Origin of the sequence: Pseudomonas paraversuta, assembly GCF_904063065.1 — a bacterium.
Lineage (GTDB): Bacteria > Pseudomonadota > Gammaproteobacteria > Pseudomonadales > Pseudomonadaceae > Aquipseudomonas > Aquipseudomonas paraversuta.
Genome location: NZ_CAJFCL010000004.1, coordinates 467,510 through 484,665 on the forward strand (window position 1 = coordinate 467,510; position 17,156 = coordinate 484,665).

General features: G+C 59.1%; 13 protein-coding genes. 3 read left to right on the forward strand and 10 right to left on the reverse strand.

Annotated elements, in window-relative coordinates; genetic code table 11:
* Window positions 1-56: 56 nt before the first annotated feature.
* The 3 genes from JQ845_RS11010 to trxA all read right to left on the reverse strand — a co-directional run bounded on the left by JQ845_RS11010 (window position 57) and on the right by trxA (window position 4,005).
* Entirely contained in the window at window positions 57-2,066 is a 2,010-nt protein-coding gene (locus JQ845_RS11010) for an acyltransferase family protein (RefSeq protein ID WP_203008988.1), read from the reverse strand.
* A gap of 116 nt (window positions 2,067-2,182) precedes the next feature.
* Window positions 2,183-3,442 carry a transcription termination factor Rho gene (rho, locus tag JQ845_RS11015; protein WP_003438291.1) on the reverse strand — a complete coding sequence of 420 codons (1,260 nt, stop codon included), beginning with the start codon at window positions 3,440-3,442 and terminating at the stop codon, window positions 2,183-2,185.
* A 233-nt stretch (window positions 3,443-3,675) separates the two neighbouring features.
* Window positions 3,676-4,005 carry a thioredoxin TrxA gene (gene trxA / locus JQ845_RS11020; RefSeq protein WP_003438289.1) on the reverse strand — a complete coding sequence of 110 codons (330 nt, stop codon included), beginning with the start codon at window positions 4,003-4,005 and terminating at the stop codon, window positions 3,676-3,678.
* Window positions 4,006-4,478: 473 nt separating this feature from the next.
* Between trxA and ppx the strand changes: the two genes are divergently transcribed.
* Window positions 4,479-5,981, forward strand: coding sequence for an exopolyphosphatase (gene ppx, locus JQ845_RS11025; protein WP_003438287.1), 1,503 nt, complete (start codon window positions 4,479-4,481; stop codon window positions 5,979-5,981).
* 114 nt (window positions 5,982-6,095) lie between these two features.
* On the opposite strand, the gene ppk1 is transcribed toward ppx, so the two are convergent.
* Window positions 6,096-8,330 (reverse strand): polyphosphate kinase 1, encoded by a 2,235-nt coding sequence (gene ppk1, locus JQ845_RS11030; RefSeq protein WP_003438285.1) that lies wholly within the window; start codon window positions 8,328-8,330, stop codon window positions 6,096-6,098.
* A gap of 435 nt (window positions 8,331-8,765) precedes the next feature.
* Here ppk1 and JQ845_RS11035 point away from each other — a divergent pair, with 435 nt between their 5' ends.
* The gene (locus tag JQ845_RS11035; RefSeq protein ID WP_003438283.1) at window positions 8,766-9,386 is read left to right on the forward strand and encodes a DedA family protein; all 621 of its coding nucleotides are present in this window, start codon (window positions 8,766-8,768) and stop codon (window positions 9,384-9,386) included.
* Here the strand turns inward: JQ845_RS11035 and JQ845_RS11040 are convergent.
* Window positions 9,364-10,602 (reverse strand): sterol desaturase family protein, encoded by a 1,239-nt coding sequence (locus JQ845_RS11040; protein ID WP_010656880.1) that lies wholly within the window; start codon window positions 10,600-10,602, stop codon window positions 9,364-9,366. The two genes, JQ845_RS11035 and JQ845_RS11040, sit on opposite strands and share 23 nt — an antisense overlap.
* Before the next feature lie 109 nt (window positions 10,603-10,711).
* Here JQ845_RS11040 and elbB point away from each other — a divergent pair, with 109 nt between their 5' ends.
* Window positions 10,712-11,377: an isoprenoid biosynthesis glyoxalase ElbB gene (gene elbB / locus JQ845_RS11045; protein ID WP_003438276.1), complete on the forward strand. Its 666-nt coding sequence runs from the start codon at window positions 10,712-10,714 to the stop codon at window positions 11,375-11,377.
* Here the strand turns inward: elbB and JQ845_RS11050 are convergent, their stop codons facing one another.
* The 5 genes from JQ845_RS11050 to JQ845_RS11070 all read right to left on the reverse strand — a co-directional run bounded on the left by JQ845_RS11050 (window position 11,378) and on the right by JQ845_RS11070 (window position 17,153).
* Window positions 11,378-11,830, reverse strand: coding sequence for a YaiI/YqxD family protein (locus tag JQ845_RS11050; RefSeq protein WP_003438273.1), 453 nt, complete (start codon window positions 11,828-11,830; stop codon window positions 11,378-11,380).
* A 73-nt stretch (window positions 11,831-11,903) separates the two neighbouring features.
* Window positions 11,904-13,802: a cytochrome c/FTR1 family iron permease gene (locus JQ845_RS11055; protein WP_161720003.1), complete on the reverse strand. Its 1,899-nt coding sequence runs from the start codon at window positions 13,800-13,802 to the stop codon at window positions 11,904-11,906.
* 66 nt (window positions 13,803-13,868) lie between these two features.
* Window positions 13,869-14,501: a LysE family transporter gene (locus JQ845_RS11060; protein WP_003438269.1), complete on the reverse strand. Its 633-nt coding sequence runs from the start codon at window positions 14,499-14,501 to the stop codon at window positions 13,869-13,871.
* A gap of 184 nt (window positions 14,502-14,685) precedes the next feature.
* Entirely contained in the window at window positions 14,686-15,243 is a 558-nt protein-coding gene (locus JQ845_RS11065; protein ID WP_003438267.1) for a mechanosensitive ion channel family protein, read from the reverse strand.
* Complete coding sequence (locus JQ845_RS11070) at window positions 15,243-17,153, reverse strand: ATP-binding cassette domain-containing protein (RefSeq protein WP_003438265.1); 1,911 nt, start codon at window positions 17,151-17,153, stop codon at window positions 15,243-15,245. The genes JQ845_RS11065 and JQ845_RS11070 overlap by 1 nt, the downstream gene beginning before the upstream one ends.
* Window positions 17,154-17,156: the final 3 nt, after the last annotated feature.

A 17,156-nucleotide genomic window follows, 5' to 3' on the forward strand; every position in this document is an offset into this window, starting at 1 on the left:
CTCAAAATAGGCGTACATCCTACCTGCTATGGCGTGAGCTGGCAGCTTATCGCTGCTCAGCGGGCCGTATTCACCTCACTCACGCCGGTCAACTCTTGAGCTGCCGCCTCTTCGAACACCGGCGCCAACACTGGCAGCATTAACCGGGCACCCGCCTCTGACAGATGATTGTCGTCTGTGTACAACGAATGACCATCGCGCTGCGCACGACACAGACCCGAGGCGTCGCAAAGCGCCGGGGTCGGATCCAGCACCATGACACCGGCGTCAGCTGCTGCAATTTGCGCGAACAAGCGGTTAATGAATGCTTTTTGCTTGAGGTGGTCGGCCAATGGAAATCCAACGTCGGCTGTCGGTTTATGCAGCATGGCCAGGCGGCTTAGTCGGTACGGCGGATTGAACGGCTGCAGCGGTACATCTTTCATGAGCCAGACCCGATAGCCGGCCTTGCGCAGCTGCTCCACCCTGGCCCGCACGCCGTCAGCAAGCCTCTGCTCGGCAACGGCTGGGTCATAACGGCCATCGGCACCCTTCAGTGCATGGCCGTGATCGCCCTTGGCGTCGCCATACAGGTACAGGCCCCAGCGGGCCACCAGCAACACGTCCGTGAACGGTTCCGTCTTCAGGGCCTGCTCCACACGACGGTTGTAATTGGCACAGCGCTCGCCATGTTCCAGCCCCTCAAGGGGCAAACAGCCCGCCGAACTGGCCAGCATCACGTTAACCCCGTGCTGCCGGGCGTTGGCGTCCAGCGCCGGAATCAATGCCGTGGCATGACTGTCCCCCCAAACCAGCAACTGCGCGGGCTCGAACCCGGAAGCGCTATTGCCGTAGCGGCAAAAAGGCGTATCGGCGGGGCTCTTGTCGTCGGTGATACAGGCCATCAACTCAGGACGCCAGTGGCTGGCATTGGCGTACTGCAACGCATGCTCGGACAAGCGGGACGGCAAACCGTCAGTCCAGCGCAGCGTTTGCCCGGCCAGCCCCAGTACCAGGATACCCAGACCCGCAGCGAGCAGAATCTGACGCCGCCCTGCCAACAATCGACGCTCACGAAACGGGGTTTCGATGTAGCGCCAGGACAAATATCCAAGTACCAGTGTCAGTGCGATCAACGCACCGGTGAGGACGGGACCTGGCTCATCCACGTCGGCATAGCTGGCGAAAACAAACACCGGCCAATGCCACAGGTACCAGGAATACGAGATCAGGCCGAGCCCTACCAGCAGGCGGGAACTCAAAATACGCCCTACCCAGGTGCTGTGATGCTCATTGGCCCAAATCAGGGCAACCACACCCAGCACCGGCAACAGTGCTGCTGCTCCAGGGAACGGGGTGTTTTTGTCGTAAGCGAAAACCGCGACAAGGATCAGTCCGAGCCCGAGCAAGCTTATGCATTGCGCGGCGGCGGCTGTAAGGCGCGTCTTACTGACCGGTGCGACCGCCAGCATCGCGCCAGCCAACAGCTCCCAGGCCCGCATCGGTAACAGGAAAAAGGCCTTTTCAGGGTGTTGCGCAACAGCCCACACGCTTAATCCGAACGAGATCAGCAACACACCAAACAAGGCCAGACGCCAATGCCTGAAGCGACTGGCCAACAGGGTCAGCAGCAGCGGGAAAACAATATAAAACTGTTCTTCAACCGCCAGCGACCAGGTATGAAGCAGCGGTTTTAAATCGCTGGCCACATCGAAATAGCCATCCTGGCGCATGAACAACAGGTTGGAGGCGAACATCACCTGGTATCGAACTGACTGGCCCAGTTGCTCGTAGTCCTTGGGTGCCATCAAGAACCAGCCCACCGCGAGCACGACTGCAATCATGGCGAACAGTGCGGGCAGGATACGCCGCGCACGCCGGGTCCAGAACTCGACGAAACTGAAGCGCCCGGCCTCGCGCTGGCGCCAGATGATCGAGGTGATCAGATACCCCGAGATCACGAAGAATACGTCGACCCCGACGAACCCGCCGGTCAGCCCCGGCACCCCGAAGTGAAACAAGACGACAGCAATGACGGCAATGGCGCGCAAGCCATCGATGTCCCGGCGATATACAAGAGAGCTCATCAATGTCCAAATCCAGAAATATTGTTTTTATTGACCGGTACCAGCCCAAAAGCTTCCTTTTAAATGCAAAAAAATGGCGCCCCTAGGGACGCCATTTTTTAAGACCCGAAAACGTATTACTTACGCTTCATCGACAAGAAGAACTCATCGTTGGTCTTGGTCTGCTTCAACTTGTCGATCAGGAACTCGATGGCTGCAACTTCGTCCATCGGGTGCAACAGCTTGCGCAGGATCCACATGCGTTGCAACTCGTCATCGGCAGTCAGCAACTCTTCGCGGCGAGTGCCGGAACGGTTGATGTTGATCGCCGGGAAGACGCGCTTTTCAGCGATCTTGCGGTCCAGAGGCAGTTCCATGTTGCCGGTGCCTTTGAACTCTTCGTAGATCACTTCATCCATCTTCGAGCCGGTTTCAACCAGCGCGGTAGCGATGATGGTCAGCGAGCCGCCTTCTTCGATGTTTCGCGCAGCACCGAAGAAACGCTTTGGCTTCTCAAGGGCGTGAGCATCGACACCACCGGTCAGTACCTTGCCGGAGCTAGGGATAACGGTGTTGTAGGCACGAGCCAGACGGGTAATGGAGTCGAGCAGGATCACCACGTCTTTTTTGTGTTCGACCAGGCGCTTGGCCTTCTCGATCACCATTTCAGCAACCTGCACGTGGCGGGTTGGTGGCTCGTCGAACGTGGAAGCAACCACTTCGCCACGAACGGTACGCTGCATTTCGGTAACTTCTTCCGGACGCTCGTCGATCAACAGAACGATCAAGTGCACTTCAGGGTTGTTACGCGAGATGTTGGACGCGATGTTCTGCAGCATGATGGTCTTGCCCGCTTTTGGCGGAGCAACGATCAGACCACGCTGACCTTTACCGATCGGGGCGCACAGGTCGATCACACGACCGGTCAGATCTTCGGTGGAACCGTTACCGATTTCCATCTTCATGCGTACGGTCGGGAACAGCGGGGTCAAGTTCTCGAAGAGAATCTTGTTTTTCGCGTTCTCTGGACGATCGTAGTTGATCGTGTCGACTTTCAGCAGGGCGAAGTACCGCTCGCCTTCTTTTGGCGGACGGATTTTACCGACGATGGTGTCGCCGGTGCGCAAGTTGAAGCGTCGAATCTGGCTTGGCGAGACATAAATATCGTCTGGGCCGGCCAGGTAAGAAGCGTCAGCGGAACGGAGGAAGCCGAAGCCGTCCTGGAGAATCTCCAGCACGCCATCACCGGAGATTTCCTCGCCGCTTTTCGCGTGCTTTTTGAGCAGGGAGAAAATCACGTCCTGCTTGCGCGAACGGGCCATATTTTCTATGCCCATCTGTTCGGCCAATTCGAGCAGTTCGGTAATCGGCTTTTGCTTGAGTTCAGTCAGGTTCATATAGGAATGACGTAATCATTTATGGAGGGGGAAATTAAGCTTTTGGCTTAATGAGGCCGCGCCGCAGAGAAGGCGACAGGATCGCGTACTAATTCGATAAGGAGTGCGTCGGCGACGGCTTGCAGGGGGCAGTGGAGAAACCAGTGCGGGGCCGAATGTACCACTTGAGTTTCATAGCGTCTAGTCCCTGAGCCATGAAAAAGCCCCGCATTTTGCGGGGCTTTTATCGACGCTTAAATGTTGGCGTCGAGGAATGCTGCCAGCTGCGACTTCGACAATGCACCAACCTTGGTGGCTTCGACGTTGCCGTTCTTGAACAACATCAGCGTTGGAATACCACGTACGCCGTGCTTGGCCGGGGTTTCCTGGTTCTCATCGATGTTCAGTTTGGCAATAGTCAACTTGCCTTTGTAAGTCTCGGCGATCTCGTCCAGAACTGGCGCGATCATTTTGCAAGGGCCACACCATTCAGCCCAGTAGTCGACCAGTACAGCGCCTTCAGCCTTGAGAACATCGGCCTCAAAGCTAGCGTCGGTGACGTGTTTAATAAGATCGCTGCTCATGGAAGTCTCCGTGGTTGTAAGCAAAAACGTAGCACATCATAGCTGTCATCACCGCGTTCAGGAAGCTGACCCTTGATTGACTCTTACTATAGAGCTGCTTGAGCAAAGGTATCGCCCGTACCTTTGCCCCGGCGCCATCGACGGGACGGGCCCGATTGCGGCGACCCATGAAATGCGCTTCGCCCGGGAAGTCGGGGACAAACGGGGGGTTTATGCATCAGGGTAAAGCCCACGGAGCTGGCGAATTTCATCGGCACCAACCCGCTGCAGGAACGAGCTTGCTCGCGAGCCGTGCAAAGGGATTAACAGCACGCTTCTACAAAAAAGAAGAATCGCACAGCAAAATACGAACCGGCCGGGAGCAGCTAACGTCATTGCTTACGTGCGCCACATCAATGCATCTGATACTACGCGTTGGCGCGAGCGTTTGATCGTGGCACGATGGCGAAGTTATCGACCGAGACCCTTCAACCATGCCCCAATCCCAAAGCAAGAATCCATCCCTGATCGCCGCTATTGATCTGGGTTCTAACAGCTTTCACATGGTGGTGGCCAAGGCCCAGAACGGAGAAATCCGTATCCTGGAGCGACTTGGTGAGAAGGTTCAATTAGCTGCCGGCATCGACGAAGAACGCAAACTCAACGAAGAATCCATGCAGCGCGGGCTTGATTGCCTGAAGCGCTTTGCGCAACTGATCAACGGCATGCCGTTGGGCGCCGTGAGAATCGTGGGCACCAACGCCCTGCGAGAAGCCCGCAACCGCAACGAATTTATCGTGCGCGCAGAAGAGATCCTGGGGCACACCGTCGAGGTCATTTCTGGCCGAGAAGAAGCGCGCCTCATCTATTTGGGCGTATCGCACACCCTCGCCGATACTCCGGGCAAACGCCTGGTCGCTGACATCGGCGGCGGCAGTACCGAATTCATTATCGGCCAGCGCTTTGAACCGCTGCTGCGCGAAAGCCTGCAAATGGGCTGTGTGAGTTACACCCAGCGCTATTTCCGCGACGGTAAAATCACTCCGGCCCGTTACGCCCAGGCCTATACCGCTGCCCGCCTCGAAATCATGAGTATTGAGCACGCGCTGCACCGCCTGACCTGGGACGAGGCTATCGGCTCCTCCGGCACCATTCGCGCCATCGGCCTGGCCCTCAAGGCTGGCGGACACGGCAACGGTGAAGTCAACGCCGAAGGGCTGGCCTGGCTCAAGCGCAAACTGTTCAAACTGGGCGAAGCGGACAAAATCGACTTTGAAGGCATCAAGCCTGACCGTCGTACCATTTTCCCGGCGGGCCTGGCGATTCTTGAGGCCATCTTTGACTCCCTCGAGCTGCAGCGCATGGACCATTGCGACGGCGCGCTACGTGAGGGCGTGCTGTATGACCTGCTGGGCCGTCATCACCATGAAGACGTGCGTGAGCGCACCCTCAGCTCGCTGATGGACCGCTACCACGTAGATCGCGAACAAGCCGCAAGGGTCGAGCGCAAAGCGCTGCGTGCCTTCGATCAAGTGGCCAAGTCATGGGAGCTCAAGGACGGGATCTGGCGTGAACTGTTGAGTTGGGCGGCCAAGGTGCATGAAGTCGGGCTGGATATCGCCCACTACCACTACCACAAACACGGCGCCTATCTGATCGAGCACTCCGACCTCGCCGGGTTCTCCCGCGAAGACCAGCAAATGCTCGCGCTGCTGGTACGCGGCCATCGCCGTAATATTCCCAAGGACAAATTCGCCGAGTTCGGCGCCGAAGGCATCAAGCTGATTCGCCTGTGCGTGTTGCTGCGCTTTGCGATTTTGTTCTACCACATCCGTGGCAATCAGGAAGCGTCGCAGGTGAAGCTGCGTGCCGAGGGCGACCATCTCGAGGTGATCTTCCCCGAAGGCTGGCTGGAGCAAAACCCCTTGACCCAGGCCGACTTCGAGCAAGAAGCCCAATGGCTGACCCGGGTCGGGATTGTTCTGACAGTGTCCTGATCAAGCAAACACTTCTGCAGAAACCAGCTTGCCTGGCGATGGTATCAACGCGGTGCTCAAGAATAACCGCGGCGTATTCATCGCCAGGCTGGCAGGCTGCTGCAGGGCCGGGGCTTACACCGACGGGCCGGTGCTCACCGTCAACACCGGCAGGCTCAGACGCTCCAGCAGGGTTGCCTGGGCACTGCGCGGGTTTTGATTCCCGGTGGGCGTGTTACGAATGTAACGGCCGTCCGATTGCAGGCTCCAGCTGTGGGTGTTGTCCGTCAGATAGCATTCCAGCTCCTTCTTGACCCGCAGAATCAGCTTTTTGCCCTCCACCGGGAAGCAGGTTTCGACCCGCTTATCCAGGTTGCGCTCCATCCAGTCAGCGCTCGACAGGAACATCTGCTCTTCGCCGCCATTGAGGAAGTAGAACACCCGCGTGTGCTCCAGGAAGCGACCAATGATCGAGCGCACATGAATGTTGTGCGAGACCCCCGGAATACCCGGCCGCAGGCAACACATACCGCGCACTACCAAATCGATCCGCACCCCGGCCTGGCTGGCCTTGTACAGCGCCCGAATGATTTTCGGGTCGGTCAGGGAGTTGAACTTGGCGATGATATGCGCAGGTTTGCCCTCCGACGCGAACTGGGTCTCACGGGCAATCATGTCGAGCATGCCCTTCTTCAGGGTGAAGGGTGCATGCAAGAGCTTTTTCATGCGCAGGGTCTTGCCCATGCCGATCAACTGGCTGAACAACTTGCCGACGTCTTCGCAGAGCGCGTCATCCGATGTCAGCAAGCTGTAGTCGGTGTAGAGCTTGGCGTTGCCCGCGTGGTAGTTACCGGTACCCAGGTGCGCATAACGCACGATCTCCCCCGCCTCACGGCGCAGAATCAGCATCATTTTGGCGTGGGTCTTGAAACCGACCACGCCATAGATCACCACGGCACCGGCAGCTTGCAGGCGGCTGGCCAGCTGCAGGTTGGACTCTTCGTCAAATCGCGCACGCAGCTCCACAACGGCAGTCACTTCTTTGCCGTTACGCGCAGCATCCACCAGCGCATCAACGATTTCAGAGTTGGCACCGCTGCGATACAGGGTCTGGCGCACAGCCAGTACATGCGGGTCTTTGGCGGCCTGACGCAACAAATCAACCACCGGGGTGAACGACTCAAACGGGTGCAGCAGCAAAATATCCTGCTTGCTGACGACGCTGAAAATGTTCTCGCTGTTCTGCAACAGCTTCGGAATCGCCGGAGTGAATGGCGTGTATTGCAGCTCGGGATGGCTGTCCAGACCGGTGATGCTGAACAGGCGCGTGAGGTTTACCGGGCCATTGACCGTATACAGCTCGGTCTCATGCAGGTTGAACTGCTTGAGCAGGTAATCGGACAGATGTTTGGGGCAAGTGTCGGCCACTTCCAGACGCACCGCATCGCCATAGCGACGCGAGAACAACTCGCCACGCAGGGCGCGGGCCAGGTCTTCTACATCTTCAGTGTCCACCGACAGGTCAGCGTTGCGGGTCAGGCGGAACTGGTAGCAGCCCTTGACCTTCATGCCCTGGAACAGGTCATCGGCGTGGGCATGAATCATCGAGGACAGGAACACGTAGTTGTCCCCTGTACCGCCGACGTCTTCAGGCAACTTGATCACCCGCGGCAACAGGCGCGGGGCCGGGATAATTGCCAGACCCGAATCACGGCCGAAGGCGTCGATGCCTTCCAGCTCGACGATAAAGTTCAGGCTCTTGTTGACCAGCAACGGGAAAGGATGCGTCGGATCAAGGCCGATCGGGGTGATGATGGGCGCAATTTCGTCGCGGAAAAACTTGCGCACCCAGGCTTTGATCTTGGTGTTCCAGTGGCGGCGGCGAATGAAGCGCACCTGATGCTTTTCAAGCTCGGGCAACAGGATATCGTTGAGGATCGCGTACTGGCGGTCGACATGGCCATGTACCAGCTCACTGATCCGCGCCAGCGCCTGATGCGGCTGCAGGCCGTCAGCGCCCGCCTGCTCACGGGCGAAGGTAATTTGCTTCTTCAAGCCCGCGACACGAATCTCGAAAAACTCATCCAGGTTGCTGGAGAAAATCAGCAGGAACTTCAATCGCTCCAACAACGGATAGGACTCATCCAGCGCCTGTTCCAGCACGCGAATGTTGAACTGCAACTGCGACAGCTCGCGGTGGATATACAGACTGCTGTCATCCAGACCCGGAATGGCAATCGTCGGGTGCGCCGCAGGCGCCTCAGGCACGACAGCGACGTGACCTTGCGGCACGGGCGGGGTCTGAGCGACCGGTTCAACAACCGGCTCGGCCTCTGTAGCAACGAGTTCTGTCTGTCCTTCGGTATTCATTGAGTGTTCCTGTAAGAGCGGGTTTGACTCTCGTAACAGTTAAGCGGCGCGTGCAATCGAGCTGCCAGAATGCCACCAACGCCAGTGGGTTTAAACCGCTCGAAGTCGCTTTATGCGGGCTGGAGCCGAGTTAGAGGGTGATTTGTCGAAATTGTTCTGAGCTATGGCCGCGATCTTCAGTGAGCCGGCCTGCCAGCGACCGTGACTGCCCGGCGTTGCAGAATCGTGGGCCAGCCAGCCGCCACAGGTTGAGCACTCAAAACAGCTACGCGCGATGGTTATATCCACCCGCCATGAACACTAGATGACAACACCAATGATGTAAGTCAAATACACACCATTTGTAGGAATTGTTAACGCCAAGACACATTTCGATACTTTCCTGAATGTCCCTTAAGGCGTAGGCTGCGCGTTCATTTCGCCAGCATCCAGACAATGCTCCAACAATTTCTTCAAGAGTTTGGCTACTTCGCCCTGTTCCTTGGGACGTTCTTTGAAGGTGAGACCATTCTGGTTCTCGCAGGCTTCCTGGCGTTCCGCGGATACATGGACCTCAAGCTGGTGATGATCGTGGCATTCCTCGGCAGTTATGCCGGCGACCAGCTGTGGTACTTCCTGGGGCGCAAGCACGGCCGCAAATTACTGGCGCGAAAACCGCGCTGGCAACTCATGGGCGACAAGGCACTGGAGCACATTCGCAAGCACCCGGATATCTGGGTCTTGAGTTTCCGCTTCGTCTACGGCCTGCGTACCGTCATGCCTGTAGCCATTGGTCTGTCGGGCTACCCGCCGGGCCGCTACTTGCTGCTCAACGGTATTGGTGCAGCCATTTGGGCCATTGCCCTGGCAACCGCCGCCTACCACTTCGGTGCCGTGCTTGAGGGCCTGCTGGGCAGCGTCAAGAAGTATGAGCTATGGGTGCTGGGCGCCTTGCTGGTACTGGGCCTGGGCTTGTGGGCGCGTCGGCGCTTCAAAAATGCCCGTCTGACCAAAAAGGCTGCTCTCGAAGAAAAAATCCGGGCCGCTGAAGAAGCTAACAACCCGCCAGCTGAGTAACCCGGTTTCTGCACATATAGAGACCGGCCACGCTTAACAGGCTGTAGCTGAACAGGCCGGCCCAGCCCAGTGCGCTGGCCGGCCATAGTCCCGCCCACGGGGCGAGCCACAGCAGTGGCAGGTTCAGCGCCAGGCGCAGCCATTCAAGCTTCAGTGCCCAGGGCCGGTTCTCCAGCCCGGCCCCCAGCACAAACAAACCCAGCCCCATATATCCCCACCCCAAAATCAACGCCGTCGGCGGCAAAGTCTCGCCCAGATTCAGCAGATAACTGCCGAGCGCCACATAGACCACAAATTGCAGCGCGATATACAGCTGCTGGCGAGGCGGCAATGCCACTTCGAATTTCTCGAACTGGCTCAGGTCCGACTTGTGCAGCGGGTACCTCGCGGCGACATCCGCAGGCCGCCAACCGGTGGGCATAAACCAGATACGCAACTTGTCCCGCCAGCGTTGGGTGCGCCGCGCATCCGCCAGCAACTGACCATAGAACTGCCAGTTGGCCCACAGCGGATTCCAGCTCTTGAGCGGTGTCGTGACCCCGAAAATCACTGGCTCGGCGTCGTCCTCTTCCTGAAAGGTGCCAAACAGGCGATCCCAAAAAATGAACACCCCGCCGTAATTGCGATCCATGTAGAGAGCATTTTGCGCATGGTGAGCCCGGTGATTGGACGGCGATACAAAGAACCACTCGAACCAGCCCAACTTGGGGATATGCCGCGTGTGGACCCAGAATTGATAGAGCAGATTGAGGGTCGCCACCGTAACGAACACCAACAATGGCACCCCCAAAACGGCCATTGGCAGGTAGAAAATCCAGCCAAATATAAAGCCGGTGCTGGTTTGGCGCAGGGCCGTGGACAGGTTGTAGTCCTCACTCTGGTGATGCACCGAGTGCGCGGCCCACAGCACGTTGCGCTCATGCCCCAGACGGTGATGCCAGTAGTAACAGAAGTCGTAGAATACAAAGGCAAACAGCCAGACCCACAGGCTGTCTTCAGGCAGTTCGGTAATTGCCAGATATTTCAGGGCGACGCCGTAAGTAACCAGTCCTACACCCTTGGTCAGCAACCCGGTGGTGGTCGACAGCACCCCGGTGCTCAGGCTGTTGATCGTGTCTGCAAGGCGATAGGTAGGCATTGCACGCCAGCGGTCGACCAGCAACTCCACCGCGATCAGCACAAAGAAGAACGGCACTGCATACAGAATCAGCTTCATTGCACACCTCACCCCAAGATCAACCAAGCGTAGGCGTTCCCGGGACAACCCCCTATGGCGTCAAACGCCAAATCAGGCGACATTAACGCCACGAACAAGGAGACCCAACATGACCCACAAAAAAGTTGCCGTGATTCTCTCTGGCTGCGGCGTCTACGACGGTGCCGAGATCCACGAAAGCGTCATCACCCTGCTGCGCCTGGACCAGCGCGGCGCCAAAGTGCAGTGTTTCGCACCCGACATCGCCCAGCATCATGTGATCAACCACCTGACCGGCAACGAGATGCCCGAGTCGCGCAACGTGCTGGTGGAGTCGGCGCGGATCGCGCGCGGTGAAATCAAGGATATTCGTGAAGCCAATGTCGATGACTTTGATGCGCTGATCGTCCCGGGCGGGTTTGGCGCGGCAAAAAATCTTTCTGACTTTGCCGCCAGGGGCGCCGAATGCACCGTGCAACCTGACGTGCTGGCCCTGGCCGAAGCCTTTGCCCAGGCCTGCAAGCCAGTGGGGTTGATGTGTATCTCTCCGGCCATAGCCGCCAAGATCTACGGCCCTGGCGTGACCTGCACCATCGGCAAAGACCCTGAAACAGCAGCAGCCGTGGGCAAAATGGGTGCAACCCACAAAGAGTGCGAAGTGACTGACATTGTTGAGGACAAAGCCCGAAAACTGGTCAGCACCCCGGCCTATATGCTCGCCCAATCGATCAGCGAAGCAGCTTCAGGCATCAACAAAATGGTCGACCGGGTACTGGAGCTGACCCACGAGGCCTGATCAGCCCCGCGCCAGCCGGGTCAGGATCCGGTCCAGTGAATTGGCGAACGCCTGTTTTTCGCGTTCGCCATAGGCGCCCTGCCCGCCGCCCATCTGGCCTTGCTCGCGCAGATCAGTAAACAGATTACGCACCGCCAGCCGCTCGCCCATGTTTTGCGGGTCAAACTCCTTGCCCCGCGGGTCCAGCGCGGCCACGCCCTTCTTCACCAGCCGGTCGGCCAAGGGCACATCGCTGCAAATCACCAACTCACCGGGCACCGCGTGCTCTACCAGATAATCATCCGCCGCATCCGGGCCGCTGGGCACCACAATCAGTTTGACCAGCGCGTACGTCGGCTTGACCTGGCTTTGCCCCGCCACCAACACCACCTCAAACTGACGTTTGAGCGCGAATTTGATCACTTGATCCTTCGCGGCCTTGGGGCAAGCATCTGCGTCAATCCAGACACGCATGGGGGAACTCCTTTATCAAATGACTTGCAGGCGCGAGCTGTTGAAAGCTCGCGCCTACAAGATATGGGGGCAATTACGCGGTGTGCACGGGGCGCTTGCCACCCGGCTTGCTGCGGCCGTAGAGCACAATAATCGCCACGATTGCCAGCGCCTGCGCGCCCAGCGAGTAAGCATCGGCATGAATGCCCAGCCAGTCAAACTCGAAGAATGCCACTGGCCGCGTGCCAAAGATCCCGGCTTCTTGCAGTGCTTTGACGCCGTGACCGGCGAACACCACCGACAGTGCGCACAGCAATGCGGCATTGATGCCGAAGAACAGGGCCAGCGGCAATTTGGCCGAGCCGCGCAGGATAATCCACGCCAACCCCATCAACAGCACCAGCGCCGTGGCACCGCCCGCCAATACCGCGTTGTGGCCTGCCGGACCGGCTTGGAGCCACAGGGTCTCGTAGAACAGGATCACTTCGAACAACTCCCGGTAAACCGAGAAGAACGCCAGGATCGCAAAGCCGAAACGCCCACCACCACCGACCAGGCTGCTCTTGATGTAGTCCTGCCACGCTGCCGCATGGCGGCGGTCGTGCATCCACACCCCCAGCCACAGCACCATGACGCTGGCAAACAAGGCCGTGCAGCCTTCCAGCAGTTCGCGCTGGGCGCCACTGACATCAATCACATAGGCCGCCAACGCCCAGGTCGCAAGGCCTGCAACCAGAGCCAGGGCCCAGCCCGCATTGACGCTGCGCACCGCCGATTGCTGGCCGGTGTTACGCAGGAAGGCGAGGATCGCCGCCAGCACCAGAATCGCTTCCAGGCCTTCGCGCAGCAGAATCAGCAAGCCCGAGATAAAGCTCAGGGACCAGCTCAAGCCATCGCTGCCCAATAGCCCGGCGGACTGCTTAAGCAAGGCTTTGGCCGCGTCCAGACGCTGCTCCACCTGTTCGGTGGGCAAGCCGTCCTGCAACGATTGCCGATAAGCCATCAAGGCTTTTTCGGTACTTTTACGCACGTTGCTGTCGACGTTATCCAGCGAACTTTCGACCAGCTCAAAACCTTCCAGGTAAGCCGCTACCGACAAGTCGTAGGCTTGTTCGCGATCACCGGCACGATAGGCCGCCAGGCTTTTGTCGAGGGTTTGCGCGGTGTAATCGAGCAACTGCGCCGGGCCGCGCTTGACCTGTGGTGGCACGGCGCGCTGAGCACGGAAAGTGGCGGTCGCTTCAGGCCCCTCAGCAACCAGCACCTCGTTAGGTGTGAGACGGGCAAGGTCTGCCAGGTTGTACGTCTTGTCCGCTTTGGCAGCCGTCGGATTGACACTCAACCCCGCGATATAGGTCGCCAGGTCCCAACGCTGACGCTCATCCAGCTGATCGGCAAACGACGGCATATCCGTGCCTTCAATGCCCAGGCCCAGGGTGTTGAAAATCCCATAGAGGCTCAGACGATCAAGGCGTTGTGCATCGCGCAGGTTGGCCGGTGGTGGCGTCATGCCGACGCCTGCCGGGCCATCGCCGGCCCCGGTCGGGCCATGGCACACCGAACAATGCTGGGCAAACAATGGTGCACCGCGGGTCGGATCCGGGGTGATGACAGGGGCCTGGCTGACCTCGTAGGCCAGTGCCAGTCTGGCACCCAACTGGCGCGCCTCGCGGGCCACGCTCGCACCATCGGTACGCTGCTCAATGGCTGACTGCAAGGCACTGACGCCCTGCACCAGTTCCGCACGCTCAGGGCGGTGCGGCAAGTCTGCGACCAGACCCTTGAGAACCGTCAAAAACTCCAGCTGTTCGCGGTACTCGGTGTCATCGATGACCTTGCCATCTTCAACTGTAGGCGGGTAATCCGCACCGATGTAGTCGATCAGATGCAGCGCTTGTGAGGCGCCTTCCGGGGAGTTGGCAGACACAGCAAGGCTGCACAACGCGAACACTGGCACTATCAGCCAGGCTAAAAAACGCGAGCGGGCGGTCATTAATAAATCCGGATGGAAATGAGAAGTAACACATTGTTCACTTCCAATGACCGTGACTCAAGATCTTTAGCTGGTGGCGCGGTGCAGCGTCGCCAGAAAGCCTGCCGCACCGACGAACAAACCGGCAAAAGTGCGGTTCATGCGCCGCTGTTGCGTGGGCGTGCGCAGCAAGCGCAGGACTTTCGAAGCCAGACCGGTGTAGCCGGCCATGACGATAAGGTCGACACAAATCATGGTCACACCCAGGGTCAGGTACTGGCTCACCAGCGGTGCACTCGGGTCGACGAACTGCGGCAGGACCGCAAGCATGAATACCAGCGCCTTGGGGTTGCTGACGTTCACCAGAAATCCTCTGAAGATCAGCGCCAGCGGCTTGCCAATGGGGCGCACGGCAGCGTTATCGCTGAGGTCCGCCGGCAATGCACGCCATTGTTTGACCGCGAGGTAAACCAGGTAAGCCACGCCAAACCATTTGATCGCATAGAAAGCGGTGGACGAGGCGGCGAGCACTGCGCCAACACCGGCGGCAATAATCGCAATCTGCAATGCCAGACCCAGTTGCAGGCCCAGGGCGTTCCAGTAACCGCGCCAGAAACCGTATTGCAGGCCACACGACATCGAAGCAATAGCACCCGCACCGGGCGACAGGCTGATGACCCAGCAAGCAGCGAAAAAGGCCAACCACGTTTCCAACGACATCCCACACCTCGGACAAATGCTGTAACAAGTCCTTAAGCTAATGCGCTGGCTGAAAATTGACCACTGATTTTTGTAGTTGGCCGCTACCTGTGGGAGCCGGCTTGCCGGCGATGCTCACGACACGGTCTGACCGGGCTGCTGCAGGGTGCTATCGCTGGCAAGCCAGCTCCCACATCGGGCAGGGTCAAAGATCGCCTTCGCGCCAGCGCCGTACAGAGCGCTGGAAGAACAGGCTGTTGGGCACTTGCACCATGCTGCTGCCACTGCCGGATTCTGCAGGCTCGATCAGGGTGGTGTAGAGCAGGTTGATGGCCACGACCCGGCCTTTGACCCCTGGCTTGTCCAGGGTGTCGAGCAGTTCCACCACGTCGCCAATCCGAAACGGGCCCACGGTGAAGATCAACACCGCACACAGCAGGTTGGACAGCACGCTCCACATGGCGAAGAAGGCAATCGCCGCAACCGCGACAAAACCCGAGAGGGCCGTCCACAGCACCGTGGCCGAAACGCCGAGGCGCTCGAGAACGAAGATCAAGGCACTGCCCATGATGAACCAGCGCAAGCCGCCCCGCAGCGGCATCAGCAGCTGCGGCGGAAACGGATAACGCTCGCTCAGTCGGGTCAGGAACCGGGCCACGATGCGCTGCGAGAAGTACCCCGCCAGCAGGATCAGCAAGATCTGCAGGGCAAGCCACAGCGGTGCTATCAGCTCGGCGGGAACTGGCAAATGCAGGGCTTCCATCAGGACAGTGCTTCCAGCTCGGCCTGCAGGGTTTCCAGCAGCTCCAGGGCTTCCATCCAGCGCTCTTCGAGCTGACCTTCCAGCTGTTTGAGCTTGGCCTGATCGGCCAGCAACTCGCGCAATTCGTCTTTGCGCGCGGCTTCGTAGACGCCGCTGTCGCCCAGACTGGCTTCAATTTTGGCCAGTTTTTCATTGACCTTGCCCAGTTCGCTTTCAAGCTTGTCAGCTTCGCGCTTGTGCGGTGCCAACTGCTGACGCAGCGCTGCAGCAGCCTGACGCTGAGCCTTTTTATCGGTCTTGTCAGGATTGACCGGCGTGTTGCTGGCCGGCGCGTTGCGCAAGCGATAATCAGCCAGCCAGCGGGCGTAGTCTTCGAGGTCGCCGTCGAATTCCTGCACCTTGCCGTCTGCCACCAGCAGGAACTCATCCGTGGTGCTTTTGAGCAAATGCCGATCGTGGGACACCACCAGTACCGCACCGCTGAACTCTTGCAGAGCCATGGTCAGCGCCAGACGCATTTCGAGGTCAAGGTGGTTGGTGGGTTCGTCGAGCAGCAGCAGGTTCGGCCGGCCCCAGGCGATCAGCGCGAGGGCCAGACGGGCTTTTTCGCCGCCCGAAAAATTCAGTACCGGCTCGTCGATGCGCGCACCACGGAAGTCAAAACCGCCCAGGAAGTCGCGCAGGGTTTGCTCGCGCTCGGCCGGCGCCAGACGCTGCATGTGCAACAACGGGCTGGCTTTTGAGTCCAGCGAGTCGAGCTGATGCTGGGCAAAATAGCCGACAACCAGGTTCTCGCCTCGGGCCAGACGGCCCGACAACGGCTCCAGCTCGCCTGCGAGGTTTTTGATCAAGGTCGATTTACCGGCGCCGTTGGGGCCGAGCAAACCGATACGGGCGCCCGGGACCAACTGCAGCTTGACCTTCTCCAGGATGGTTTTGTCGCCATAGCCCAAACGGGCATCGGACAAATCCAGCAGCGGGCTGGACAGTTTGACCGCCTCGCGGAACACGAAATCGAACGGCGAGTCGACATGGGCCGCGCTCAGCTCTTCCATGCGTTCCAGGGCTTTGATCCGGCTCTGGGCCTGACGTGCCTTGGTGGCCTGGGCCTTGAAGCGGGCAATGTAGCTTTCCATGTGCGCACGTTGCGCCTGCTGCTTCTCGTAGGCCTGTTGCTGCTGGGCCAGACGCTCGGCACGGGCGCGTTCGAAGGCGCTGTAACCACCGCGGTAAAGGGTGATTTTGCGCTGGTCAACGTGGGCGATGTTGTCGACCACGGCATCGAGGAAGTCCCGATCGTGGGAGATCAGCAGCAAGGTGCCCGGATAATTCTTGAGGAAGTCTTCGAGCCACAGGATGGCGTCGAGGTCCAAGTGGTTGGTCGGCTCATCGAGCAGCAACAAGTCGGACGGGCACATCAAGGCCTGCGCCAGGTTCAGGCGCATCCGCCAGCCACCGGAGAAATCGGCTACCGGCCGATCCATCTGTTCGTTGGTGAAGCCCAGCCCGGCGAGCATTTTGCGGGCGCGGGCATCGGCAGTGTAGCCGTCCGCGCTGTCCAGCTCGGCATGCAGGCGCGCCTGTGCGGCGCCATCCTCGTCGGCTTCGGCCTTGGCCAGGTCGGCCTGCACCTGGCGCAGGCGCAAGTCGCCATCGAGCACGTAATCGATCGCGATGCGGTCGAGGGTGTCGATTTCTTGCCGCATGTGGGCAATCCGCCAGTCGGCCGGCAGCAGACAATCCCCGGAATCAGGCGTCAACTCACCCAGCAACAAGGCGAACAAAGTGGATTTACCGGCGCCGTTGGCGCCGACCAGACCGGCTTTGTGGCCGGCGTGCAGGGTCAGCTCGGCGTCTTCTAGCAGACGTTGCGGGCCACGCTGTAAAGTCAGGTTCTGAAGTCGGATCATAAT

Coding starts and splice junctions, on each gene's coding strand:
- JQ845_RS11060 (WP_003438269.1), bottom strand. CDS start 14,501: ATGTCGTTGGAAACGTGGTTGGCCTTTTTCGCTGCTTGCTGGGTCATC.
- JQ845_RS11040 (WP_010656880.1), bottom strand. CDS start 10,602: ATGAAGCTGATTCTGTATGCAGTGCCGTTCTTCTTTGTGCTGATCGCG.
- JQ845_RS11055 (WP_161720003.1), bottom strand. CDS start 13,802: ATGACCGCCCGCTCGCGTTTTTTAGCCTGGCTGATAGTGCCAGTGTTC.
- JQ845_RS11065 (WP_003438267.1), bottom strand. CDS start 15,243: ATGGAAGCCCTGCATTTGCCAGTTCCCGCCGAGCTGATAGCACCGCTG.
- JQ845_RS11010 (WP_203008988.1), bottom strand. CDS start 2,066: ATGAGCTCTCTTGTATATCGCCGGGACATCGATGGCTTGCGCGCCATT.
- elbB (WP_003438276.1), top strand. CDS start 10,712: ATGACCCACAAAAAAGTTGCCGTGATTCTCTCTGGCTGCGGCGTCTAC.
- ppx (WP_003438287.1), top strand. CDS start 4,479: ATGCCCCAATCCCAAAGCAAGAATCCATCCCTGATCGCCGCTATTGAT.
- rho (WP_003438291.1), bottom strand. CDS start 3,442: ATGAACCTGACTGAACTCAAGCAAAAGCCGATTACCGAACTGCTCGAA.
- JQ845_RS11070 (WP_003438265.1), bottom strand. CDS start 17,153: ATGATCCGACTTCAGAACCTGACTTTACAGCGTGGCCCGCAACGTCTG.
- ppk1 (WP_003438285.1), bottom strand. CDS start 8,330: ATGAATACCGAAGGACAGACAGAACTCGTTGCTACAGAGGCCGAGCCG.
- JQ845_RS11050 (WP_003438273.1), bottom strand. CDS start 11,830: ATGCGTGTCTGGATTGACGCAGATGCTTGCCCCAAGGCCGCGAAGGAT.
- trxA (WP_003438289.1), bottom strand. CDS start 4,005: ATGAGCAGCGATCTTATTAAACACGTCACCGACGCTAGCTTTGAGGCC.
- JQ845_RS11035 (WP_003438283.1), top strand. CDS start 8,766: ATGCTCCAACAATTTCTTCAAGAGTTTGGCTACTTCGCCCTGTTCCTT.